Origin of the sequence: Dyadobacter sp. CY326 (assembly GCF_021390515.1) — a bacterium.
Lineage (GTDB): Bacteria > Bacteroidota > Bacteroidia > Cytophagales > Spirosomataceae > Dyadobacter.
This window is the reverse complement of sequence record NZ_JAJUXI010000002.1, coordinates 429,412-452,150: the sequence shown is the minus strand read 5'-3', so window position 1 is coordinate 452,150 and position 22,739 is coordinate 429,412. Positions and strand designations below refer to the sequence as shown.

General features: G+C 45.1%; 20 protein-coding genes. 7 read left to right on the top strand and 13 right to left on the bottom strand.

Going from position 1 to position 22,739, the window contains the following annotated elements:
• The first annotated feature begins 203 nt into the window (after window positions 1-203).
• Both dnaA and LZG73_RS02480 read left to right on the top strand, forming a co-directional pair.
• Window positions 204-1,622 carry a chromosomal replication initiator protein DnaA gene (gene dnaA, locus LZG73_RS02485; RefSeq protein WP_233845915.1) on the top strand — a complete coding sequence of 473 codons (1,419 nt, stop codon included), beginning with the start codon at window positions 204-206 and terminating at the stop codon, window positions 1,620-1,622.
• A gap of 38 nt (window positions 1,623-1,660) precedes the next feature.
• A complete protein-coding gene (locus LZG73_RS02480) occupies window positions 1,661-2,647 on the top strand; it encodes a GNAT family N-acetyltransferase (protein ID WP_233845914.1) in 987 nt (328 codons plus the stop codon).
• Here the strand turns inward: LZG73_RS02480 and LZG73_RS02475 are convergent.
• Window positions 2,622-3,425, bottom strand: coding sequence for a DUF3108 domain-containing protein (locus LZG73_RS02475; protein ID WP_233845913.1), 804 nt, complete (start codon window positions 3,423-3,425; stop codon window positions 2,622-2,624). The genes LZG73_RS02480 and LZG73_RS02475 overlap by 26 nt on opposite strands.
• Before the next feature lie 14 nt (window positions 3,426-3,439).
• Window positions 3,440-4,492: an aminopeptidase gene (locus tag LZG73_RS02470; protein ID WP_233845912.1), complete on the bottom strand. Its 1,053-nt coding sequence runs from the start codon at window positions 4,490-4,492 to the stop codon at window positions 3,440-3,442.
• Window positions 4,493-4,831: 339 nt separating this feature from the next.
• Between LZG73_RS02470 and recA the strand changes: the two genes are divergently transcribed.
• Entirely contained in the window at window positions 4,832-5,899 is a 1,068-nt protein-coding gene (recA, locus tag LZG73_RS02465) for a recombinase RecA (protein WP_233845911.1), read from the top strand.
• A 59-nt stretch (window positions 5,900-5,958) separates the two neighbouring features.
• On the opposite strand, the gene LZG73_RS02460 is transcribed toward recA, so the two are convergent.
• The 6 genes from LZG73_RS02460 to LZG73_RS02435 form a co-directional block, all read right to left on the bottom strand.
• On the bottom strand, window positions 5,959-7,491 hold the full coding sequence (locus tag LZG73_RS02460) for a sigma 54-interacting transcriptional regulator (RefSeq protein WP_233845910.1): 1,533 nt from the start codon (window positions 7,489-7,491) through the stop codon (window positions 5,959-5,961).
• A 14-nt stretch (window positions 7,492-7,505) separates the two neighbouring features.
• Window positions 7,506-9,077 (bottom strand): ribonuclease Y, encoded by a 1,572-nt coding sequence (gene rny, locus LZG73_RS02455; RefSeq protein ID WP_233845909.1) that lies wholly within the window; start codon window positions 9,075-9,077, stop codon window positions 7,506-7,508.
• 122 nt (window positions 9,078-9,199) lie between these two features.
• A complete protein-coding gene (locus LZG73_RS02450; protein WP_233845908.1) occupies window positions 9,200-9,511 on the bottom strand; it encodes a cell division protein ZapA in 312 nt (103 codons plus the stop codon).
• On the bottom strand, window positions 9,508-9,852 hold the full coding sequence (locus LZG73_RS02445; protein ID WP_233845907.1) for a hypothetical protein: 345 nt from the start codon (window positions 9,850-9,852) through the stop codon (window positions 9,508-9,510). Before LZG73_RS02445 ends, LZG73_RS02450 begins: the two co-directional genes overlap by 4 nt.
• A gap of 43 nt (window positions 9,853-9,895) precedes the next feature.
• Window positions 9,896-12,325, bottom strand: coding sequence for a phenylalanine--tRNA ligase subunit beta (gene pheT / locus LZG73_RS02440; RefSeq protein WP_233845906.1), 2,430 nt, complete (start codon window positions 12,323-12,325; stop codon window positions 9,896-9,898).
• A gap of 136 nt (window positions 12,326-12,461) precedes the next feature.
• Window positions 12,462-13,118 carry a DUF1684 domain-containing protein gene (locus LZG73_RS02435; RefSeq protein ID WP_233845905.1) on the bottom strand — a complete coding sequence of 219 codons (657 nt, stop codon included), beginning with the start codon at window positions 13,116-13,118 and terminating at the stop codon, window positions 12,462-12,464.
• A 183-nt stretch (window positions 13,119-13,301) separates the two neighbouring features.
• On the opposite strand from LZG73_RS02435, the gene LZG73_RS02430 reads away from it, so the two are divergent.
• Together LZG73_RS02430 and LZG73_RS02425 are read left to right on the top strand one after the other, a co-directional pair.
• Window positions 13,302-13,679, top strand: coding sequence for a response regulator (locus tag LZG73_RS02430; RefSeq protein ID WP_233845904.1), 378 nt, complete (start codon window positions 13,302-13,304; stop codon window positions 13,677-13,679).
• A gap of 5 nt (window positions 13,680-13,684) precedes the next feature.
• Window positions 13,685-14,446 (top strand): MBL fold metallo-hydrolase, encoded by a 762-nt coding sequence (locus tag LZG73_RS02425; protein ID WP_233845903.1) that lies wholly within the window; start codon window positions 13,685-13,687, stop codon window positions 14,444-14,446.
• Window positions 14,447-14,514: 68 nt separating this feature from the next.
• Here LZG73_RS02425 and LZG73_RS02420 read toward each other — a convergent pair whose 3' ends face one another.
• Both LZG73_RS02420 and LZG73_RS02415 read right to left on the bottom strand, forming a co-directional pair.
• Entirely contained in the window at window positions 14,515-15,207 is a 693-nt protein-coding gene (locus LZG73_RS02420; protein ID WP_233845902.1) for a molybdopterin-dependent oxidoreductase, read from the bottom strand.
• A gap of 43 nt (window positions 15,208-15,250) precedes the next feature.
• Window positions 15,251-16,486, bottom strand: coding sequence for a DUF819 domain-containing protein (locus LZG73_RS02415; RefSeq protein WP_233845901.1), 1,236 nt, complete (start codon window positions 16,484-16,486; stop codon window positions 15,251-15,253).
• Window positions 16,487-16,660: 174 nt separating this feature from the next.
• Here LZG73_RS02415 and LZG73_RS02410 point away from each other — a divergent pair, with 174 nt between their 5' ends.
• Both LZG73_RS02410 and LZG73_RS02405 read left to right on the top strand, forming a co-directional pair.
• Window positions 16,661-17,152 carry a (2Fe-2S)-binding protein gene (locus LZG73_RS02410; RefSeq protein WP_233846473.1) on the top strand — a complete coding sequence of 164 codons (492 nt, stop codon included), beginning with the start codon at window positions 16,661-16,663 and terminating at the stop codon, window positions 17,150-17,152.
• Window positions 17,153-17,187: 35 nt separating this feature from the next.
• Window positions 17,188-19,350 (top strand): molybdopterin cofactor-binding domain-containing protein, encoded by a 2,163-nt coding sequence (locus LZG73_RS02405; RefSeq protein ID WP_233845900.1) that lies wholly within the window; start codon window positions 17,188-17,190, stop codon window positions 19,348-19,350.
• Window positions 19,351-19,432: 82 nt separating this feature from the next.
• On the opposite strand, the gene LZG73_RS02400 is transcribed toward LZG73_RS02405, so the two are convergent.
• The 3 genes from LZG73_RS02400 to LZG73_RS02390 all read right to left on the bottom strand — a co-directional run bounded on the left by LZG73_RS02400 (window position 19,433) and on the right by LZG73_RS02390 (window position 22,602).
• The gene (locus tag LZG73_RS02400) at window positions 19,433-20,989 is read right to left on the bottom strand and encodes a phosphatase PAP2 family protein (protein ID WP_233845899.1); all 1,557 of its coding nucleotides are present in this window, start codon (window positions 20,987-20,989) and stop codon (window positions 19,433-19,435) included.
• A gap of 2 nt (window positions 20,990-20,991) precedes the next feature.
• Window positions 20,992-21,933: a hypothetical protein gene (locus LZG73_RS02395; RefSeq protein ID WP_409014301.1), complete on the bottom strand. Its 942-nt coding sequence runs from the start codon at window positions 21,931-21,933 to the stop codon at window positions 20,992-20,994.
• Window positions 21,934-22,050: 117 nt separating this feature from the next.
• Window positions 22,051-22,602: a hypothetical protein gene (locus LZG73_RS02390; protein ID WP_233845898.1), complete on the bottom strand. Its 552-nt coding sequence runs from the start codon at window positions 22,600-22,602 to the stop codon at window positions 22,051-22,053.
• Between the last annotated feature and the right edge of the window lie 137 nt (window positions 22,603-22,739).

Sequence of the window (22,739 nt, the reverse complement as noted above, 5' to 3'; positions counted from 1 at the left end):
CATTTTTCTCAGTAAGTGTGTAAAAGCAGCAGCCCGAGTGCTGATGCATTTTAAGAATTGTTTTTATTTTCAGGTTTGCAGATCGCCCGCAGGGATATTAAATTGAACCCTGTTTTTAATCTGCAGAGATCAGGTATTTTTATATCTTTGCCGTCCTTTAAAATTCTGACATCCCGAATTCCGTAAATTATACATTGGAAAGAGTGAGCACACATAGAGAAGTTGACCAGATCTGGGATGCCTGCCTGAGAGTTATTCAGCAGCACATTCCTGATCAAAGTTTTAAGACGTGGTTCGAACCCATACGGCCCTTAAAACTTTATGGTAAAGTGCTTACAATACAGGTTCCCAGCCAATTTTTCTATGAATGGCTGGAAGATAATTACGTAAATCTGCTCAGAAAAGCATTGGATTATGCGATCGGTCGCGACGGACTTTTGGAATATTCCATTATCGTAGACAAAGGCAATGACAAGCATCAGCCGCTCACGATGAATGTTTCTACTCCGAAATCGACCAATTATTCCAAGCCGGACAACTTTGTTACTGATCCGCGACTGGGATCTAACCACCGGGATAAAGACCACGATTCGATGAATCTGGACACCTATTTGAATCCCAATTATTCATTTGACAATTTTATTGAGGGCGATTGCAACCGTCTGGCGCGTTCCGCCGGGTTTGCCGTTGCGCAGCGTCCTGGCTTGACTTCGTTTAACCCGCTGATGATGTATGGCGGCGTAGGATTGGGCAAAACGCATTTGGTGCAAGCCATTGGAAATTACATTATGAACCACTACGAGAATAAGCTGGTGCTGTATGTTTCTTCCGAAAAGTTTACCAATCAATTTATCAATTCCATCAAAAACAACACGTTACAGGACTTTACCGACTTTTACATGAAAGTGGATGTGCTGGCGATTGATGACGTTCAGTTTTTGTCGGGAAAAGAGAAAACACAGGACACGTTCTTCCATATTTTCAATCATCTGCATCAGCTCGGCAAGCAAATCATTATGACGAGCGACCGGCCGCCGCGCGAGCTGCAAGGCTTGCAGGACAGGTTATTGTCCCGTTTTAAATGGGGTTTGACGGCCGATTTGCAGACGCCGGATTTTGAAACGCGTATTGCGATTATTCAGAAGAAGATCCAGTCTGAGGGAATCTCCATCGATTACGATGTCATTGAATACATTGCGCACAGCGTCAATTCCAATGTCAGGGAGCTCGAAGGCGTGATTGTTTCCCTCATGGCGCAGGCTTCGCTCACGAGAAGGGAAATTGACGTGGAACTGGCCAAAAACACATTGCGGAACATTGTAACCAATGAAGACAAGGAAGTTACGATCGACACAATTCAGGAAATCATCGCGGATTATTTTCAGGTGACCATTGCCGATTTAAAAAGCAAAAGCCGCAAGAAAGAAGTCGTTTATCCACGCCAGCTGGCCATGTTTCTGGCAAAAGAATACACCGACTTGCCATTAAAGTCCATTGGATATCATTTTGGAGGCCGCGACCACAGCACGGTAATCCACTCCATTCAAAGCATTAATCTCCTCATGGGCGAAACGCCGGACGTGGAAGAAACTTTGCAAAAGCTCCGCAGTTACTTTAAATAGCAATCAGCGTCTCAGGAAAGCACCATTATCCTGAGCCAATGAATCCCACCCTGATCCATCGTTCCGAAATTGACCCCACGCGCTGGAACGAGCACATCTGTGCATCTCTTCAATGTGTTATTTATGCGCAAACTTTCTATTTAGACATTGTTTGCGACGAATGGCACGCACTCGTTTGGCCTTCGAAAGATGAGTTTAAAATCGTTATGCCACTGCCGATAAGGCGAAAGTTTGGTTTTAACATTGTTTATCAGCCGCATTTTTGTCAATATCTGGGTCTGTTTTCGCTTAATGAGCTGACAGCATATGCGTTTGAAGCTTTTCTGCGAACTCTCGTTAAACGCTTTTCTTACATTTCCACTTATCATTTCAATCCTGAAAACTATTTTTCAATGACGAATCTTCCTGTTTCATTTCCGGAAACGAAATGGTGGACGGAGCAGACACATTGGCTTGAAATTGGAGATTATGCAAAGATTTTTTCTGGTTATACAAATGATCGGAAAACGAATGTAAGACGCGGCAGCAATGTCAAATGGAATGTTGATCAGGGAAAAGATTTGGTCGCACTAATTCAGCTTTTTGAGGACAATCACAGCGTTTCGATTGGAGGTGTGTCGGCGACAAGTTTGGAAAGATTGAGGACACTGTTCCAAAGTCTGTATGCGCGTGGCAATGCAAAAGTACTTTATGCAAGCTTGGAAAATGAGATCCATGCCGGAATCATGCTGGTGGAATTCCGGCAACGCATTATTTACTTGTTCAATGCAGCAGATAGGATCGGAAGAAAGGGCAATGCGAGAACCTGGATGCTGGATCAGCATTTTCAAAATCACGAAAATAGATCAGCAACATTCGACTTTGAAAGCCCACAAATCGAGTCAATTGCAAGTTTTTACAAAAGCTTTGGAAGCAAGCCGGTCAGTTATTTTGCGATCAGTGCAAACCAATTGCCGTTTCCCCTGAATCAAATGCAGCGTTTGCGAAAACGGCTTTATCTCAAAACCAGACAATGTCTTTTTTAAGGCCTTTGTAAGATTTCAAATCCATTTCTAACGACCCGATTTTCAGCTCGACTTCCGCCTTCAATGGAATTTTATTAGAATCATCAGAAACCCACAAGCGCATTGCACCTTCGTCTTTGAAAAACTTGTTCGAAGGGATCAACGGATTCAGCCTGAGCACTTTTGTTCTGCCGTATTTCGTTTTGATCACATCTCGTCCGACATAACGCACCCTCAGTTTATAAACCTCCCCGTCAAAAAAAGTGGGCACTTCAATAACTTCCCCTTCCGAGATCTTTTCAAAATTGATGGTCCTCAAAAAGAAATATCCGCTGATAATATCGTGAATGTTATTAGGGACATTGAAAGTTTTTGTTTCGTCCTTCACGCTCGAAACAGCCTGGTCCCTGTTATGATGAAAAACCACGCGTTCGTCTTTGCGATATTTGTTCTCCTGGATCTGACGCTCAAACATATGCGGTAAAATGGCCGTGGTGTCAATGTAAGAGCGCCATGTGTCGCGCACGCGCGAAATGAGGTCAAACGCGCCGACCGTTCGGCCAGATACGTTAACCCGATAACAAGGCCGACTGTTAATTAACGAAACCGATTTCCCGACTTCGACCTTCGCTTCGGCAGCATTAATGAAGCCATAATGCACCCTATATTCAACCCGCTCGCCCGTGCCGAAGCTTTTATTAGCGATAACTCTGTTTTCTGCAAGCTGCTCATATTGCCGAAAGGAGAACAAAAGCGTAAAAATCAATAAAGCTGCTATAACGATGTACGATTTCTTCATGCTAAAAAATGTAATTATAGAGAGGGATATTTTTCTTTTAGCCACGCCAGATATTTCTTAATATTTCCTCCAAATTTTTGCTCAAACTCAATTTTAAATGTGTCCTGCTTTGATCTGTAAGTCTGGTAACTGATGAAATATGCATTGTTTGGCATCTTGCCATCCGGCCAGCGGCTAGCCACCGGGCGGTTTTTGTTTGTTAACGTAGGCTTAGCCGAAAGCAATGTGTCTGCATTATTAAGTATATTCAGGATCAGCACATTTTTCAAAGAATCCCGGTGCAGACTGGCAGCCGGACTTTCACCAAATGTTTTGTAAAGACTATCGAGCTGCGAAATTCCCCTCAGCATGTGCTGCGAATAGGCGTCATTGTATTTTTTGGAATACTCGTATGTACGTAATTCGGGAGAGTCCAGACCATATTTGTATTTCAAAAACCGGATAGCGCCCTGATCTCCTATAAAACTCGCCAGGTTCTCATTCAGTTCAAGATTACTTTTCACAAAAAGTGTTCCATGTGTCAGCTCGTGCAGGATCAGGTTTGCGAGGCTGCCAACTCTTCTTTTGAGCATGCTGGACAGGATCGGATCTTTTAAGTAACCTAATGTAGACCATGCCGAAACGTCCCCTATATCCGTATCCAATCCCTGTTTGATCAATTCCTGCTCCTCGCGAACAGCCCGCGTGGAGTCGAAAAAGCCTTTATAAGGAAAGCTGCCGATGATCGGGAAATGCCATTTGTAGGGAGCGATTTTATAACGTTCTGATGCTGTTATGAGCCAAATAAGCGGTTTCCCGTGCTGATTATAAAAAGTTGTGTAGTTTTTGGAAGGAGTCAGACCCAGCGAATCGACGCCAAATTTTTTGATTTCCTCAATCAGCGTGATCCTTGCTTTCAGAGAATCCGGGAACGCAGGGTTTTTCATTACATCCGCAACATCCTCAACGTTCATTAATATCTTAACCTGACCCGAAGCCTGCATCCAGCCGTAACTCAGCAAGTCGCGGTAAATTACTCCCAACACAACACAAAGCACTAAAAGGGCAAGCAGGATTTTCTTAAACACAAATCGGATAATTATTAAGGCGCATTGATAATCTGTTTAACAGACATTCGGGTTACAAAATTACGGAAATTGCCGGGTATTTATTTGCCGTTCGTCCGGGCAAACGACCGGTTGGTAAATGGCAGGTTACGGAGAATAATCGCATACGGTAATTTGTAAAATCCTCTTGATATTATCTGCATTTACTAAGTCAAAAATTATATTTTTATAAGAATAACTCATAGGATTTTTGAGTGAAATTTGGTATTTTTACACACTAGAAAGAACCAATCTACAAGCGGATTTTGTCGAACAAAAGCCGCTTTTTTACCAACAAACTAAATTATTTTAACCTGTTTTATGGCACAACCAACCACAGATAAAGACAACAAACTGAAGGCTTTACAAACCACACTAGAAAAACTGGATAAAACCTATGGCAAAGGCACGGTTATGCGCCTGAGCGACAGTAAGGTTTTAGATATTCCGGTTATTTCTACTGGGTCGCTGGGGCTTGACCTTGCATTAGGAGTAGGCGGCGTGCCGCGTGGGCGTGTTGTGGAAATCTACGGACCAGAATCTTCTGGTAAGACCACATTATCAATGCATTGCATTGCCGAAGCGCAGAAAAAAGGCGGACTGGCTGCATTTATCGATGCGGAACACGCTTTTGACAGATCCTATGCTGAAAAATTAGGAATTGATACAAGTAATTTATTGATATCGCAGCCTGACAATGGTGAGCAAGCACTGGAAATCGCTGAACATTTGATCAGCAGCGGTGCGGTTGATATTATTGTTATCGACTCCGTTGCAGCACTTGTGCCGCGCGCCGAATTGGAAGGCGAAATGGGAGACAGCAAAATGGGCTTACAAGCTCGTTTGATGTCACAAGCATTGCGGAAACTGACTGGTGTAATTAACAAAACGGGCTGCTGCTGCATCTTTATCAACCAGTTGCGCGAGAAAATTGGCGTGATGTTTGGTAACCCGGAAACAACAACGGGTGGTAATGCATTGAAATATTATGCTTCCGTGCGTTTGGATATTCGCCGTGTTGGTCAGATTAAAGAAAGCGCTGATCAGATTTTAGGTAACCGCACGCGCGTGAAAGTTGTTAAGAACAAAGTTGCGCCGCCGTTTAAAGTGGTTGAGTTTGACATCATGTATGGCGAAGGAATTTCCAAAGTAGGAGAGATCATTGACCTTGCTGTTGATCTTGAAATTGTTAAAAAGGCAGGTTCATGGTTCAGCTATGATGGCAACCGTCTTGGACAAGGACGTGACGCTGTAAAAGCGCTTATTAAGGACAATCCAGAATTAATGGATGAGCTGGAAGCGAAAGTTCGTGCCAAAGTAAACAATGAGCCGGATGCGCTGATCGACACAAGCGAGCCGAATGTTGTAGACGAAGGCGCTCCGCTTTAATCTAAAAATGCTTATATAATGAAAATGCCCGGTATTTGCCGGGCATTTCTTGTTTTGTATCAAAATGGTTTTTGATCATCATCGTCGTCAAAATCATAGTCATCCTCTCCGGGTCCGGAAAACATGCTGCTTACCAAATCCTGGAACTTCATGCCTTGATCCAATGACATTTTTCCGATAAGGGAAAATTCTGCCATGCCGTGCAATGCGAATTCCATCATGAAAAGTTTTTCCTCCGAACTTGAATAAGCACTCAGCATATCCACAAAGTCATCCAGACCATCAATGGTTTTAAGGCGTGCCATGTATTCGCGATCCGTCATGTCGCCCGGCATTTCCATTTCATTGCCAGAACCAAACCATTCAATTACTTTGGCGTAAGGATTGATTTTGCTTTTCTTGGCTTTTTCGGGATCAGGGAAGAAATTAAGGAACTGCGTCCGGATTGCTTTACCGATTAAATTTTGAGCAACAATAACCGGTCCTTCAACTTCTCCTTCGTAAACCAATTCAACTTTCCCGCAAATAGCAGAAACAACACCATAAAGATCAGAAATCCGCACATATGTGCTTTCCTCACCATTAATGAGGGCTCGTCTCTCCGCAGTGCTCAAAAGGCTTTCATAAGCAGATATTGTCAATCGAGCTGAAACGCCACTTTTGCTGTCCACATATTCACTTTCACGTGCTTCAAAAGCAATTTGTTCGATCAATGTTTTCGCAAGCTCGTTTACCTTGATCAAGCCAACTTGTTCGGTCTTGACAACCGCTTCCTGCTCGGTGATTTTCTTGCCTGTTTCAATTGTTTTGGGATAATGGGTAACAATTTGGCTTTCAATCCGGTCTTTCAACGGCGTTACAATGCTGCCGCGATTGGTGTAATCCTCCGGGTTAGCAGTGAAAACAAACTGGATGTCAAGCGGCAAACGCAATTTGAAGCCGCGAATTTGAATGTCGCCTTCCTGCAAAATATTGAAAAGCGCAACCTGAATTCTAGCCTGCAAATCGGGAAGCTCGTTGATGACGAATATGCCTCGGTGCGAACGCGGAATAAGTCCAAAATGGATTACGCGTTCATCAGAATAAGGCAATTTCAAAGTTGCGGCTTTGATCGGATCTACGTCACCAATTAAGTCAGCAACAGAAACATCCGGCGTCGCCAGTTTCTCTGTGTAACGCTCATCCCGGTGCAACCATGCAATGGATGTTTGATCACCATATTCTGCAACCACATCTTTCGAGAAACGCGAAAGTGGCGCTAACGGATCGTCATGCAACTCTGAATCGGCAATGTATGGAATGTATTCATCCAACAGACCGGTCATCATTCTGGCGATACGCGTTTTAGCCTGACCACGCAATCCCAAAAAGTTAATGTTGTGCATGGAAAGAATCGCCCGCTCCACGTCAGGAATCACAGTTTCCTCGTAACCCCAGATGCCAGGGAAGATGTTTTCTTTGTTTTTTATTTTAATGATCAGGTTATCACGTAGTTCTTGTTTAATTGAACGCGATTGATATCCTGCTCTTTTCAGTTCACCGAGCGTCTGGATTTCCAGCAGCTCTGAACTCGTCAGAAGTGAGTAAGTCATGTAATTTGAGCTAATTAACGCGCATATGCTACGGAACGCATTTCACGGATTACGGTAATTTTTATTTGGCCTGGATACTGCATTTCCTTTTCAATTTTTTGCGAAATGTCAAAAGAAAGCATGCCAGCCTTTTCATCCGAAACATTATCTGCGTCAATGATCACGCGCAATTCGCGCCCAGCCTGTATCGCATAACATTTTTCGACGCCTTCAAAAGACAACGCCATATTTTCAAGATCACGAAGTCTTTGGATGTAAGACTCCATCATTTCTCTGCGTGCACCCGGGCGTGAACCCGAAATGGCGTCACAAACCTGAATGATCGGCGAAAGAATGCTTGTCATTTCAATCTCATCGTGGTGAGCGCCAATGGCATTGCACACTTCCGGATTTTCCTTGTATTTCTTGGCAAGCTCCATTCCCAAAATTGCGTGCGGAAGGTCTGATTCCTCAGGCCACACTTTCCCAATATCATGCAGCAGACCTGCTCTTTTGGCCAATTTTGTATTTAAGCCTAATTCAGAAGCCATCGTGGCGCAAAGTTTGGCCACTTCACGCGAATGCTGCAGCAGGTTTTGCCCATAAGAAGAGCGGAAACGCATGCGGCCGATCATTTTCACAAGCTCAGGATGCAGGCCGTGAATGCCCATGTCGATCACAGTCCTTTCACCGATCTCTACGATTTCATCGTCAATGTTCTTGCGTGTTTTGGCAACAACTTCTTCAATTCTGGCTGGGTGAATCCTGCCATCCTGAACCAAACGGTGCAGGGAAAGTCTTGCTATTTCTCTCCTAACCGGATCAAATCCGGAAATCACAATCGCTTCGGGCGTGTCGTCCACAATGATTTCAACGCCAGTTGCAGCTTCCAAAGCACGAATGTTACGTCCTTCGCGTCCAATTATTTTTCCTTTGATATCGTCGTTTTCAATGTTGAAGACCGAAACGCAGTTTTCAATCGCGTGTTCCGCAGCGGTGCGCTGAATGGTCTCGATAACAATCTTTTTGGCTTCTTTTGTGGCGGTAAGGCGGGCTTCTTCCATCGCACTTTTCACATACGATCCGGCTCTGGTGTCCGCTTCTGCTTTCAATGCATCGACCAACTGGTCGCGCGCCTGATCTGCTGTAAGATTTGCGATTTTTTCAAGCTGGGTAACTTGCTGCTGCAAGGATTTTTCAGCGTCCTCACGTCGTTTTGTGGCAATTTCGAGCTGCTGGTTCAGATTGGTCTTTAATGCTTCCAGCTCATTTTCGCGGCGTTTGTTGTTTTCAATGGTTTGATTCAAACTCTGCTCGCGTTGCTTTAATTTCTGCTCATTGGTTTGAAGAATGACACGTTTTTTGTTTGCATCTTCTTCAAATTCACTTTTAAGCCTCAAATATTTTTCCTTGGCTTCAAGGATACGGTCTTTTTTTATGTTTTCAGCGGCACTTTCAGCATTGCGGAGAATTTCGGCTGCGCGTTCCTGCGCATCTTTTTCTTTCTGGTCGAATGACTTCTGAAAGATGTACTTGCCGGCAAAAATCCCCACACCAATGGCGATTATGTCAGACAGGAGGACGATGAAAATTAATGAATTTGACATTTCAGTAATGGTTATATATAGTTGGTTTTACCTACTACACCAGCGTGAAAATGCCGAAAATGGAAGAATTAAAAGATTATAAAGGGGATCCGAATAAATAAAGGTTTGGTGGTGATAAGCAGTCAGCCTTCTATTGCGCTGGTAATTGTTTCGTCAAGCTTTTCAACTCTGTTTTTAAAAGCCGCTACCAGGTTATCCATTTGCTCCTGATTCCTTTGCAATGCAACAAGGCATTCAATGGCTGTGAGGGCAATTGCTTCGATGTCACCGTATACTTTCCCTTTTAATTTATGCTGCTGCACGCGTTGCAAGAACACCTCATACCCATCCCTGTAGAATTTCTCCTGATCCGCCGGAACGCTCAGTTTGAAACCCCTGTCCAGCAGTTTTATAAAGACAGAAACGTCCGGATTGGGTATGCTATTTTTTTTCATAAGGTATCTTCAAGCAATTCAATGCACTTATCGATCTCTTGTATATATCTTTCAACTGAGTCTTTCAGATCGGCTATTCCGCTTGTTGGTGTCAGTTTACTAGTGACAATTTTAGCGAAACTTTTAGACTTATTAAAGTCTTTTTCCAAAGTAGTGTATTTTTTCTTTATTTCTTTTGCTTCTTCCTTGAGTTTATTATTGGACGTGCGCAGCTCAGCATTTTCGCGTTGCAGCTCTGATATTGACCAGCTTAGTTTCTCTTTTGTGTTGATCAGAAACTCGAGTTTTTTCTCAAGGTCCGACAACTTGTGTTCAATAATGCGCTCGATGCTCCTTTCCATTTTTGGACCTTAAAATTCAGTCAAAGCAAAAAAATCACTTATTTCATTTTCTGATCACGGCTTCAAATTCTCGTTCATAAGCAGCCATCAGGCGCTGCATTGTTTTGTCAATCACCTTATCCGTCAGCGTTTGCTGGTCATCCTGCAAGATGAAGCTCACCGAATAAGATTTTTTGCCTTCCAGATTTGCTCCTTCGTAAACATCGAAGACATTAACCGAACGTAACAATTGCCGTTCTGTTTTATAGGCGATCTGGCGCAGCTCTTCAAAAGTGATCTTTTTGTTTACGACAACTGACAAATCCCTGCGCACTTCGGGGAATTTGGCCACTTCCCTATATTGCACAAATGCATCGTATTGTTTTAAAATGTAGTCCCAATCAAAATCAGCATAAAAAACGGGCGCTTTCACATCCAGTTTCTTGGTAATCGCCGTTTGCAGCTGGCCGAATGATACAACGGGTTTGCGGTTAAGCGTCAGCGTCGTTCCGATTTTGAAAATCGTCGAGTCGGCCTCTTGCCTTTCCACATCCTTTATTTTAACAGAAGCCAAAATCTGCATTACAAAGCCCGCAAGATCATGAAAAACAGCTTCTCTCGACTTCTCAAACCAACTTTCCTGCTGAATGTTGCCCGTTAAGAAAACCGAAAGGCGCTCTTTTTCAACATATTTTCCATTAACCTCATTGTATGTTTTACCAAACTCAAAAAGTTTGAGATCTTTCTGGCGGCGGTTGCTGTTGTAGGAGACAACTTCCAGACCTGAAAAAATCAATGTCTGCCGCATAACCGACAGATCTTCGCTCAGATAATTTAGGATTTTGACCGGACTGCCCGTAATGCTGTTTTCTAATGATGCGTGATAATCTGGCTTGGTCAGCGAATTGTTGATCATTTCATTAAAACCATTAGCGACCAGCAATTCGGCAACACGTAATGTCAGCTTCTCGGGATCATTTACAGGAAAATCGGAAATGAAGTCCGAGCTCAGGTGATCGGAAAGTTCCACTTGTCCGAAGCCATAAATCCGCAGAATTTCTTCAATCACGTCGGCCTCGCGTTGCACATCTACGCGATAAGGCGGCACAATGGCGGTGAACCCAGACTTGTCTTCGTTCTCGATTTTAATGTCGAGTCCGTTAAGAATGTTCTTAATCTGCGTTTTTTCAAGTGTTTTGCCGATTAGTCTGTCAATGTTGCGATAACGCATCGGCACCTGGAAGTCAGCGATTGGCTTAGCGTAAATGTCCGTAACGTCCGACGAAATGCTGCCGCCTGCGATTTCCTGAATAAGCAATGCTGCCCGTTTCAATGCATAGAGCGGCATATTTGGATCAGTGCCGCGCTCAAAACGGAAAGAAGAATCGGTTTTTAATGCGAAACGTTGAGCCGTCTTGCGCACCCAAATCGGGGAAAAGTAAGCCGATTCAAGAAAAATCGATGTGGTGTCATGGGTCACACCCGACGTTAAGCCGCCAAAAACGCCCGCAATGCACATTGGTTCGGGATTGCCGTTGGTTCCCTCGTTACAGATCATCAGATCCGAATCGGAAAGCTTTCTTTCAACGCCGTCTAGCGTTACGAATGGCGTGCCAGTCGCAACGGTTGTTACAATGACTTTATTTCCAATAATTTTATCAGCGTCAAATGCATGCAGGGGCTGGCCGAGCTCATGCAGCACATAATTCGTAATGTCTACAATGTTGTTAATCGACCGAATTCCAATGGTGGCGAGGCGCTGCTTGATCCATGCAGGAGATTCGCCCACTTTAATTCCTGAAATCGTCAATCCCGCATATCTAGGACAAGCTTCGGCATTCCGAACTTCAACTTGAACGGGCAAGTTTTGATTATCAATTTTAAATGCGTCAACTGCCGGCAGATTAATTGGGCGATTGAAGAATGCCTTTAAATCGCGGGCAACGCCATAATGTGATGCGGCATCCGCACGGTTAGGTGTAAGCCCGATTTCGATCAGATAATCTGATGTGATTCCAAAATATTCGCTGGCCGGTGTGCCGTTTGGCAGCGTGGTGTCGAGGACTAAAATGCCGTCGTGTGAAGTGCCAATGCCCAATTCGTCCTCAGCGCAGATCATTCCTTCCGAAAGTGCGCCTCTTATTTTGGATTTTTTCAAAACCAAAGGCTGCTCGCTGCCGGTTGGATAAAGCGTTGTGCCAACGGTTGCGACCAGCACTTTTTGGCCAGCAGCAACATTCGGCGCGCCGCAAACTATGGATAATGGATTTTCTGCACCAACTTCAACTGTTGTAAGCTTCAATCGGTCGGCTTCGGGATGTTTTTCACAAGTAAGGACCTCGCCAATGACCACGCCCTGCAATCCGCCTTTTATTGATTCAATCTCTTCAATGCTTTCAACCTCCAAACCGGTCCCGGTCAATATCTTGCCAATCTCTTCGGGAGATTCCGTAATTTCTACTAATTCTTTAAGCCACTTATAGGAGATCTTCATGCGAATGCTTTAAAAAATACGTCAAAAGGCTCCGTGAAGCCTGAATTACAAAATTAAGGATTTAAGTCGAACGACGCCGAGAAGCTTGGAATAGTAATTGCTTTTTTGCAAAAATTAAAAAGCTGGCTGAGGCCGATTAATGCACCGCAGATTCAAGCTGCTCACCGGCTAAAATGGCAACGGACAAAGTGTTTTCGGCAGGCGGAACCGGGCAGGCATAGGATTCCTGATACACGCAATAAGGATTGTAAGCCTTGTTGAAATCGAGCGTAATGACATTGTTTTTGATCTCCGAAACGGGATAATCGAGATAACGGCCACCGCCATAGGTCTGTTTTCCACTTGTTGCATCCTTAAATAGCACTGAAATCACGCTTTCATTTTTGAGTAAAAGCAGCTTTTCTTCCTGGTCACCGATTTTGAAATTGGCATAACCATATTTCTCATATTTTTCGGAAGTTCCATCCGTGTATTTGACAACAACCTCTTTGTCGTCGTTCGTGTAAGGCGAAATATTCGCCTTAATGCGGTAAGTTAAGTTGGGCTGAAAATAGTGCAGACCGTGAAATGCTTCCTTGTCGGCGATAGGAGAATCGTCTGCTGTTTTGAACTGTTCATCCTTGGCCTCGCGTTCAGCCAGAATCGTTGTTTTATATTTCTCTGGATTGTTTGCAATCTGGTCATCACCGGATGCATTCATGCCGGCCCCGGAAAAATTTTCTATCACAAAATAGGCCAGAATCGCAATAACCATCGCAATCGTGCTATATCGCATTACTTTATTTTTGAACATATCGGATCATGATTTTTTGTCGGACCACAAACTTACACCCGAAAGTGTGCTTTGAAAAAGTATGGGATGTTTATTTACTTTTTTATGATAATTTTGAAACTTCGCATCAAGCCAGGTTGCGACTTTGGATGAAATATACCTAAATTGACCTGGCAAATCATTAAACACAATACCTGACCCATCATGTCATACACAAAGCGCGTACTCATTGCCGAAGACAGCTCAGTTATTCAAAATCTGGCAAGGAAGATTCTGGAATTCCAACATTACGAGATCACTTCCGTTAAAAATGGAGAACAAGTTTTGCAACTTCTCGAAAAAGAAGATTTCGATATTATCCTGCTGGATATCAATATGCCTGTGATGGACGGAATGGAATGCGCAAGAAGCATCCGCAAATTGCCAAACGAAAAAACGGCCAAAACGCCGATCGTAGCGATTACGGGCAATGCTAAAAATTACTCGGAAGAAGATTTTAAACAAGCAGGATTTGATGATGCGCTGATGAAACCGTTGAATTTTGACCGTTTGGTTGAGGTGGTGGCGCATTTGACAGAATAAACCTGATGAGGATTACATTTTTAGGGACCGGCACATCGCAGGGAATACCGGTTATTGCCTGTGAATGTGCCGTTTGCCGATCTGACGACCCGCGTGACAAGCGTTTAAGGACTTCCGTTTGGATTGAAACCAAAGGAAAATCCTTTGTAATTGACACCGGTCCCGACTTCCGTCAGCAAATGTTGCGGGCCAATGTGAAGGACCTGGACGCAGCCATTTTTACCCACCAGCATAAGGACCACACCGCCGGGCTCGACGACATCCGCGCATTCAATCACCGCCAGCAGCGCGACATTCCGCTTTATGGAAGAAAATCGGTTTTGGATCAAATTCAGAACGAGTTCGCCTACGCATTTTCAGAGAACAGATATCCCGGAGTCCCTCATTTTGAGCTGCATAACATTGAAAACAAGCCATTTGACGTCCGTGGCGTGCAATTCATGCCCATTGAAGTGATGCACCACAAATTGGCCGTTTACGGTTATCGGGTGGGCGACTTCAGTTATATTACGGATGCCAATTACATTTCCGAAAAAGAGCAGCAAAAAATATCAGGTTCCAAAGTGCTGGTTTTGGACACATTGCAAAAAGAGCCGCATCTTTCACATTTCACCTTAGCGCAAGCACTGGAATTGATCGCGAAGCTGGCCGTTCCGCAGGCTTATCTTGTCCACATGAGCCACAAGCTTGGCAAACATGCCGACATTGAAAAAGAGCTGCCGCCCAATGTGCATTTGGCTTACGATGGATTGGTTTTGGAAATTTAGAAATTTGATGTTGCGATGTTTTTAGACTTGGCGGGACTTGCTAAGTCTAAAAGACTTAGCAAGTCTAGTCAACTATAACGATCATTTCGCCAAGGATAAGCCGTATTTGAATAGCCTCTCAATTCCCAGAAGCCCAACTTGTTGTATGATAAAAACTCAATTCTGCTGATCCATTTGCTTCCTTTCCAGGCATAAAGCTGCGGCGTAATCATGCGCACAGGCCCGCCGTGATCGCGCTCCAAAGGTTTGTTATCAGCAGTGTGGACCAGCAAAACATCTTCTTTCAATGCTTCTGTTAATGACAGATTGGTGGTGTATTTGTCATAACCGTGACAGAGAATGTGGGTTGCATTGGATTTGGGCATCACCAGCGCCGCCAAGTCAGCCAACTTCACGCCAACCCAAGGCACATCCATCCGCGACCAGGTTGTAACGCAATGGAAATCACTCACATCTGTCGTTTGGGGCAAAGCCATAAAATTCTCCCAGGTCAATGTAACGGGTGACTCAACTTCTCCGTCGATCACCAACTTCCATTTTTCATGAGAAATATCAGGCTTAAAGCCCAGATCCAGCACGGGCCATTTAACTGTTTTTACCTGGCCAACAGGCAATTGCGGCATCCCATGCCGGTTAATTTTGCCCGATCCCATTGGGCGTGAGTCTGAAACAGAGGGAGTTTTAGCCATTTGATCTTCGAAGCGCGCTTTAAGCTTCATTCTGGCTTCAACGATTTTATCAAGTTTACTTTCGCCTTCCATATTGATTTAATTTGCCGATCCCTGATCTGATTTTGAAAAAATGTCAGCCTTCGCTCACCCATTGCATCATTAAAGCTGTTAAATAACCGCCATAAGTGCCGATTGCATAGCCTAATATAGCGAGTAAAACGCCCACTGTTGCCAAAGAAGGGTGAAAAGCTGCTGCCACAACGGAAGCGGAAGCCGAACCGCCGACATTGGCCTGACTGCCCACGGCGAGAAAAAAGAACGGGATTTTCAGCCATTTACAAACAATGATCAGGATAACCGCATGTGTCAAAATCCAGATCAGACCAATGGCGAAAAGTCCTGGATTATCTGCAACCGCACCCAAATCCATTTGCATGCCGATTGTGGCCACCAAAACATATAAAAACACAGAACCCAATTTAGACGCACCCACATTTTCCAGCTTTCTGAGCGGTGTCACTGATAAGACGATTCCGATGAATGTGGCAATGGTTACGACCCAAAAGAATGTGGAAGTGAGACTGTATTTTTCCAAAAAAGGATAATTTTCAGATAAGTAAGGTGTAATCAGATCGGCTGAAAAGTGCGCTAATCCCGTGGCCCCGAAGCCAGCGCCCGCCAGGAAAATGTAATCCCGAACATGAGGCGCTTTTTCATTTGCCTGATGCTGTGCGTCGAGCTGCACTTTGATTTGCTCAATAGGCGAGCTGTCGGCACCTAAAAAATGATCGATTCGCGATGCAATTCCGGCTCCATAAATCAAAAATGCCATCCATAGCTCTGCAATGAGCACATCGATGGCAACCATCTGAGAAAACAGCGCGTCACTTGGTTTAAAAACTTCCCTTAATGCTGTTTGATTAGCGCCTCCGCCGATCCAGCTTCCGGCAATCGTGGACAATCCGCGCCAAACCGCATCAGCGCCCTCGCCCCGCACAGTTTCGGGACTGATCGTCCCGACGATCCACAAGGCAAATGGCCCGCCAATCATGATCCCAAGCGTTCCAACGAGCATAGCAATAAGCGCTTTGGGCCCCAGCCGACTCAGCGATCGCCAATCCATGCCAATGGTGAAGAAGACGAGACAAGCCGGTAGAAAATATTTTGAGACGACCGGATAAAGCTGTGACACGCTTCCATTAACAATGCCAAACGAGTTCAGCAGTCCGGGAATGAAGTAACAAAGAAGCAGCGGTGGGACGAAGGAATAGAAGCGTTTCCAGCCGCCCGTTTCCATTGATGCCGTGTAAAAGATCAGAGCCAGGATCAGCATCAGGATGCCGAGAACAACCGCGTCGTTTGTAATCATTGGTTACTTAAAAGTGAGGATCGGGTAAAAATAGCGCTGTTTTTCCAGTATGCATAACCCGCCGCTCCATTCATCAAGTTAAAAGGGTTTTTTGCAAAATATTAGTTTGAGAAAATGGCAAAATTCGTAATTTACATGGTGATTTTGATAATAAACATTGATAACCCTTTTGATATGGCACTATATAATTTATCACTGAATGGTAAAAAAGTAAAGGTCGATGTGGAGCCGGACATGCCTTTGTTATGGGTTGTAAGGGATTTTGCAGGATTGAAAGGGACTAAATTTGGCTGCGGAATGGCCTTATGCGGTGCTTGCACGGTGCATCTGAACGGCGAGCCGACGCGTTCGTGCCAGTTGCCGGTTTCAGCCGTTGGTAAAAACGATAAGATAACGACGATTGAAGGCGTTGGCGATGGCAAATTAAGCATTATCCAAAAGGCGTGGATAGAAGAGCAGGTTCCGCAATGTGGTTATTGCCAGTCGGGACAAATTATGAGCGCAACTGCATTGCTCAAAAGCAATCCGAACCCCAGCGATGCCGATATTGATGCAGCTATGAGCGGAAATTTGTGCCGCTGCGGGACTTATGACCGCATTCGAAAAGCCATTCACCGCGCTGCAGACGAAATGAAAGTCTCTTCAACGGGCATTGGAAAGCGCTGATAAAAGTTTCGATCAAACCTTAGCTTCAAACAACATTGGAAAATATACAAAATTCACGTCGTGACTTTCTGAAAGTTTCCGGCATAACCACATTTGGGCTCGCATTGGGCATTTCCGGATTCACCCGGGATGCTTCCCTGAAAAAGATAACGCCCGCAGTTCTGCGGCTGGAAATCAATCCGTTTATTATCATTGACACAGCTGGCAACATTACATTGGTAAATCCAAGACCGGATATGGGTCAGGGTTCCACGCAAGCCGTGCCTTCCCTTTTAGCAGAAGAGCTGGAAGTGAGCCTGGAAAAAGTGCTGATCGTCCAAAGTGACGGAATGGGCAAATATGGCAGCCAGACTTCCGGAGGAAGCAGTTCCGTAAGAGCATTGTGGTTCCCAATTCGCAAGGCCGGCGCCGCTGCCCGCGAAATGCTGACCGCAACGGCGGCTAAAAGATGGAATGTGCCTATTTCGGAATGTCACGCAGAAGATGCCAAAATCCAGCATAAGGCAAGCGGCAAGAGCCTCACTTATGGGGAGCTGGCGGATGAGGCGTCCAAGCTGGAAATTCCAAAAGATCCAAAACTGAAAGAACCCAAGGACTTTAAGCTCATTGGAAAATACAACAAACGGCTCGACGTGCCAGAGCGTGTCAATGGGACAGCCATTTATGGGATTGATGTGGATGTGCCGGGGATGGTTTACGCCAGCGTTCTGCACTCGCCCATGCTTCACGGCAAAGTTGCTTCAATTGACGACGCGGAAGCAAAAAAGATCAAAGGCGTTTTGCAAGTGATCAAAACGGAAAGGCCGATGCCGCACCGGACTTCGGAAGCAGTGGCGGTGGTTGCGACCAGTTATTGGGCAGCATTAAAAGGCAAAAAAGCGCTCGTGGTTAAATGGGACAATGCCGATCTTGAAAAAACGGTCAGCACGAGCAATTACTTCGCGGCCACTTATGATGCGGCTAAAAAGGAAGGCATCAACGCGGAGGAAAAGGGTGACTTCGCTGTAAAATATGCGGCTGCGAAGGAAAAGATCGAATCCAATTACGAAACGCCATTTCTGGCACACGCACCGATTGAACCGGAAAATGCAGTTGCGCATGTTAAAGAAGACGGGACTGTCGAAATTTGGGCTCCCGTGCAAGGGCCTGACTGGGCGCTGCGTGACATTTGCGGCTATATGAAGGTCAAGCCGGAGCAGGTAAAAATCAATGTTACTTTGCTGGGTGGCGCATTTGGGCGCAAGGCTTATCATGATTTTGTTTTAGAGGCCTGCCACATTTCAAAAGTCGTTAAAAAGCCCGTAAAGGTTGTGTGGACGCGTGAAGATGACATTTCACAAGGCCCTTACCGGCCGGGAATGCTCAGCCATATGCAGGGTTTTGTGGAAGACGGCAAAATTACGGGTTTCCACCATCACGCCATCGGAGAATCCATTGCGGGCCAGGTTTTCGGCCAATTGAAAGATACGGAAGCAGACTCATGGTTAAGCAGCGAGCTCGCCACCGAAAACAATAAATATCAATTTAGCGGGGCTTCAAAAGTAAGCTGGACGCGGGTGAAAACAGACATTCCGGTGGTTTGGTGGCGTTCTGTTTATGCATCCAACTTCGGCTGGGGGCAGGAATGCTTCATGGATGAGCTGGCGCATCTTGCCAAAAAAGATCCGCTTAAAGCCAGAATGGAAATTTTGTCTGATGATCGGTTCAAAAAAGTGCTGGAAACGCTGGCTGAGAAAGCAAATTGGGAAGAAAAACTGCCGGAAGGCTCGGGAAAGGGACTAGCGATTTTCAGCTCATTTAGCAGTATTTCAGCATGTTGCATTGCGGTTTCTAAAAAAGATTCGGGTGTGAAGATTGACAGAGTCATGTCTGTAATCGATTGCGGACATTATGTGAATCCGGACAATGTGAAGGCGCAAACCGAAGGCAACATTGTGATGGGACTAACGGCTGCAATTAAGGATGGCATTACATTCACCAACGGCGTCAGTGACCAAAGCAATTTTCACCAATATAACATCATGCGGCTCAACGAAATGCCGGCCATCGAAATCCACATCATTGACAGCGGCGCAGCGCCGGGTGGAGTAGGGGAGCCGGGCCTTCCGCCGATTGCTCCTGCATTGGGCAATGCAGTTTTCGCAGCAACGGGCAAGCGTCTTCGCAAGTTGCCTTTTGATATTGCGAATCTTGCATAACAATTCAATTTTAAAAAAATAAAAATGGCTGCCTGAAAAATTCATCAAGCAGCCATTTTTTGCATTCTTAGTCTTCGAATAATTAGTTGGCTCCGTCAGACTTTGCTCTGGCCACGGCAAATTCGCCGATTTTGTGGCCGGATGCAAGGCCAGCCTCGCAGTCAAAACGATAATGGATCAATCCATAAATACGTGAAACGGATGCTTCACGAGCCATGGCGTCAATTTTCTCTTTTTCCGATGGGAAAATATAAGCTAATAACTCGGCTGCTGCGCCAGAGAATGTCGAGTGTCCCGAGGTGTATGAAGGGAAATTCGGAAGCCCCACTGACGTTTTGATCTTTTTATTCATCTGGTTTGGGCGTGGATAGTAATAGTAATATTTCGTATCCCAGCACGAAATTCCGGCATCCTGCAAAGTTGTTCCCAAAAGCGCAAGCGTACGAGCCGTTCTCACTTCACTGAATGCATTTTTATGACAAAGGTCAGCAGCGCGCCTGTGCCAGTGGCCGGGAGGCGTGTAACTGCCCACGCCATCAGACCAAAAGCTGGCAATGCGAGCCTGTTCACGTGTTTGGTTCTTAGCGATCTCTAACAATTCGTTAATGTTTTCAAGATATTCGGGGCTGCCAATGGCTGGCGGGGGGTCGGCGCGTAATGTCGCAACTGTTGCTTTATCGAAGTTCCAAGGTGTAACCAAACCGTAAGTGGGCAGCATAGGCGGACGGGCAGGAACTTCCTGGCTCACCCAGACCTCCGTTGTTCCAATTGATTTAGCGTTCGCAATCATTTCAGCCGTTTTGGCCTGGTTGTTAGCCGTCGACATTCCGTCGGTTTTCGCGCGCGCCATTATTTTTGCACCAACCGCTTTCCCAAGTTCTGCACCAGCAAGAATGTCACTTTCCACATTCATTCCAGCCCAAAGGCGGCTGTTTTTATGTTCAGCAAGTTTTTGTTCCAAGAAAGGAACTTCACCCGGAAACATTGCTTTCAAAACCAGGAAGGAAGCCTCGGCCACAACCGCATCTTCGGAAGGATAGGACGGAAGGTCAGTCACTGGGAGAATCGCTTGTATGGAAGCGTCCGTTTTGGAAGGCGCTTTGCGGTTGAACTTGAACTTGTAGTTCCAGGCACTCACCAATGCATCATATTGCGCAACGCTTAAATATGCCAGCGCACGAGCCGTGTAAGGCGGATTTGCAAAAGGAAATTTAGGATCTGCCAAAGGATTAGCAGCGTCGGGAATCGGATATTTGCCTTCCTGATTAGAGGCAGGCGGTGTGTTGTAACGCGCTGCCAGCTCCCGGCCGATTTCATTCCAGCGGAAAGCTGCGCCTGCACCCCAATAATTTACCAGTTCGCGCTGCTGCGGCGTGATCTTCGCCACGGTTTCTTTCAACTTGACAATCTCCGCTTTGTATTCTTCCGAAGTCACTGCTTTTGGCTCAGCAACTGCTACTTCATTTGATGAAAGCAGCACATAAGGTTTCCATTTTCCGGCATCGGCGTCAAGGCTTGAAGGGTTGTTAATGGAAGCGGTTGGCTCATCCACGGTTTTGCTGCAAGAAGCAGCCAGCAGTGTGAGCAAGCATGTATATGCAATCAAAAGACTGCGTTTTGTAATGTTTTTCAAGTTCATGGTTATTGATGCATATTTTGATTTTTGTCTGACTTAATGTATCTGAACTGATACAACACGCCGACAGAAAAAGAAGTACTTTGTCCAACATTGGTTCCGTCCAGCACGTAAGAGGCACGTGCGTTGACACCGATATTTTTAGGCTGAAATTTCGCATAAACCCCGGCCAGTGTGGTTTTCATATTGTTTGTTGGAAAAGGCATGTCGTTGCGGCGAATGTTGTCGCCTCCGTCACAAGCACCATATTCTGCAAAAACCTCAGCCTGAATGGCGGATTTGGAATAACCCAACCTCGCCGAAGCATCATATGCATTGGGAACGACCACTTTGTTGGAGCTGTGAAGATGTCCGTCCGACAAATAAGCATCGCGGTCGATGTTAATGTTGCTCCTGAAAATATAGCTTCCCGAAGCAGTCAGATAAACGCCGCTGCTGTGGCGATATCTTGCCAGCAAGCGCGCTGTCGCGGTTTTACATTGAATTCCGATTGACATTGGAAGAAAATCCGGAATGTAATCTCCGATTGGAATAGAAGCCCCGCCAATTGCATGCAAGGAGAAGCCCGATTTGTTTATGAAGCGATATTTCAGCCACAACGAAGCGTCCTGAAATCCTTTTTGCCATCTCAAATTACCCGCACTCGCCTGTGTCCATACGTAAGGAACGCCCACGATCACATTTAGATTTTTGGTCACACCGACCGCCAGCATTGCCATAGCGTTTTGCGTGGTGTGGGTTCCAATATTGAAGTTTTCCCTTTTCAGCGAATTTTCCCAGTATTTGTCCCACGAACTATGCCCGTAAGAAAGTGCAAGGCAAGCTGTGTTTTTAGACATGTAGATCGCGTCATTCGGCATTTGGGCAAAAGCAGACTGCCCGGCGCACGCGATCAGTAACAAAAGCATAGCGAAAGCCAGCTTTATTTTTTGTAAAGATTTAAACATTTGATTCTTAGAAGGATAACGCCTTGGCGGCCAGGTTATTGATATGGCTGCCAAATGCAGTTTGCAATAATATTTCTTCAAGTGCGTGCTTGCGTATGAGGTGTGGCAAGCAACGTTTCAGCAGCGTTCCGGTGGGGGATTTGGAAGCTGCATGAAGATGGCTGAATAGATATTTTTGTAGCGAACGCTTGTCAAGCGAGCTGGTTTTTCTATAAATGAACCTGGTGAAAAGCTGATGCTTTCCGAGCTGGGAATGTAAGTTTTGAGCAAATTGTCAAGCAGTTTAACTGCCTTACCATAAGGACTTTCTGGATGATCAGCGTTTGGAGAATTGAGCATTTCCATTGCATTTGCCAGTTCCACAAAGTGGTCTCTTGCAGCCTGATTCGATTTCAATGTCACATAAAGCGTGTCATTTTCATGCAGAACTTCCGTTGGATTGTAAAAATTATCACTTTGACGGATAAGGCCTTGCGGGGTCTCAGTGATGTTAAGATCGCCTCCATAAGGCAATGAGGGAAGCGGCATTTTTATCACTTTCAGCTCCGCATCCGCAGCAGTTACAGCTGAATCCTGATAATCTTTGTCAAAGAAAAGCACAGCAAAAGTCAGCCCAAATGTGTTGTAGAGGAGCAGAGCTAACAAACTTATCGGTAGCAGTCTTTTCAAATTAAGAGGATTTATATTCAAATGTAATAAAGTTGGACGTAATTAAGCAAGCATTGCTTAAAATACTGTCGTTCACTGCGCATTAAAATGCAACCGGTGGTTTTTATTTAATTTTAGGTCAATTCATTCCGTAAAAT

Coding starts and splice junctions, on each gene's coding strand:
- LZG73_RS02480 (WP_233845914.1), top strand. CDS start 1,661: ATGAATCCCACCCTGATCCATCGTTCCGAAATTGACCCCACGCGCTGG.
- LZG73_RS02475 (WP_233845913.1), bottom strand. CDS start 3,425: ATGAAGAAATCGTACATCGTTATAGCAGCTTTATTGATTTTTACGCTT.
- recA (WP_233845911.1), top strand. CDS start 4,832: ATGGCACAACCAACCACAGATAAAGACAACAAACTGAAGGCTTTACAA.
- LZG73_RS02460 (WP_233845910.1), bottom strand. CDS start 7,491: ATGACTTACTCACTTCTGACGAGTTCAGAGCTGCTGGAAATCCAGACG.
- rny (WP_233845909.1), bottom strand. CDS start 9,077: ATGTCAAATTCATTAATTTTCATCGTCCTCCTGTCTGACATAATCGCC.
- LZG73_RS02450 (WP_233845908.1), bottom strand. CDS start 9,511: ATGAAAAAAAATAGCATACCCAATCCGGACGTTTCTGTCTTTATAAAA.
- LZG73_RS02445 (WP_233845907.1), bottom strand. CDS start 9,852: ATGGAAAGGAGCATCGAGCGCATTATTGAACACAAGTTGTCGGACCTT.
- pheT (WP_233845906.1), bottom strand. CDS start 12,325: ATGAAGATCTCCTATAAGTGGCTTAAAGAATTAGTAGAAATTACGGAA.
- LZG73_RS02435 (WP_233845905.1), bottom strand. CDS start 13,118: ATGTTCAAAAATAAAGTAATGCGATATAGCACGATTGCGATGGTTATT.
- LZG73_RS02430 (WP_233845904.1), top strand. CDS start 13,302: ATGTCATACACAAAGCGCGTACTCATTGCCGAAGACAGCTCAGTTATT.
- LZG73_RS02425 (WP_233845903.1), top strand. CDS start 13,685: ATGAGGATTACATTTTTAGGGACCGGCACATCGCAGGGAATACCGGTT.
- LZG73_RS02420 (WP_233845902.1), bottom strand. CDS start 15,207: ATGGAAGGCGAAAGTAAACTTGATAAAATCGTTGAAGCCAGAATGAAG.
- LZG73_RS02415 (WP_233845901.1), bottom strand. CDS start 16,486: ATGATTACAAACGACGCGGTTGTTCTCGGCATCCTGATGCTGATCCTG.
- LZG73_RS02410 (WP_233846473.1), top strand. CDS start 16,661: ATGGCACTATATAATTTATCACTGAATGGTAAAAAAGTAAAGGTCGAT.
- LZG73_RS02400 (WP_233845899.1), bottom strand. CDS start 20,989: ATGAACTTGAAAAACATTACAAAACGCAGTCTTTTGATTGCATATACA.
- LZG73_RS02395 (WP_409014301.1), bottom strand. CDS start 21,933: ATGTTTAAATCTTTACAAAAAATAAAGCTGGCTTTCGCTATGCTTTTG.